This window comes from Acidovorax sp. ST3, from assembly GCF_003231145.1.
Classification (GTDB): Bacteria; Pseudomonadota; Gammaproteobacteria; order Burkholderiales; family Burkholderiaceae_C; genus Acidovorax.
This window is the reverse complement of the sequence record NZ_QKVP01000019.1, coordinates 1-846: the sequence shown is the minus strand read 5'-3', so window position 1 is coordinate 846 and position 846 is coordinate 1. Positions and strand designations below refer to the sequence as shown.

Below are 846 nucleotides of genomic sequence, written 5' to 3'. Positions count from 1 at the left end.
TGGGTTCCTGCGCGAAAGACTTGCCGCGCCGCACTGTCGGCCGGTGGCATTGTCTTCTTGAGGTCCGCCCCAGTGCAGAACGCGCGATCTCCCGCGCCTGTGAGAACGAGTACCCGCAGCGCCTCGTTGTTCGATACCGCATGCCAAACCTCGAGCAGCTGCTCGTTGGACTCCGGATCAATCGAATTCATCGCCTCCGGTCGATTCAAGGTCATGATGGCAACGCCATCCTGTATTTCTATTTCGATTGCCATGAAGATATTTGATTTGAATAGGAATGGCTTGCGACCGGCGACTGAATGTCGTCAGATAGCAAGCCCAGTTCGACAACCACATCACGGACGTGGCGTCCAAGCGGGCGCTCAACCCTTCCAGTGTCTACAGCAGACGCAGAGCGTTAGCCGAGTCAACGCCGATCAATGCTGTCCGAGCGAACGCTCTCTAGGATCTGCATCAGTTCATTGATCAACCTCTGCGCCGGTCGCCGGCGAACCGGCTGCTGGAGGTCAGGCGCAGTACTAATTTTTTCGATAGACCGCCAGCAAAGAGATCCCCTCACCATGTCCCTAGGAAGAGCGCTGCCATGTACATTGGGCAGGTCGGATCGTCCATCCCCTGGGCGAAGTTGATGACATTCAGTCCGCTCAATGCACTGTTCAGCATGCTCACCTCCCGTTGGGTTGCGCGCGGGTGAGCAGGACCGCTAAACCGAAGGACTGCTGAGGCTGCGTCCACCGCAGACATACAGAAGTTGTCCAGTGACGTAGCTCGAGCCAGGTTCCGCAAAGAACCGGACGGCGCGAGCAATATCATCCGGCTGACCAATGCGCTCCATGGGCACAGTCT

Annotated in this window: 2 protein-coding genes; both read right to left on the bottom strand. The window is 57.4% G+C overall.

Going from position 1 to position 846, the window contains the following annotated elements:
• The coding region (locus DNK89_RS23285; RefSeq protein WP_161958975.1) for an enoyl-CoA hydratase/isomerase family protein at positions 1–254 on the bottom strand (254 nt) is incomplete at its 3' end.
• 449 nt (positions 255–703) lie between these two features.
• Positions 704–846 (bottom strand): SDR family oxidoreductase (locus DNK89_RS23280; protein WP_153064316.1); only part of this gene is annotated, 143 nt, incomplete at its 5' end.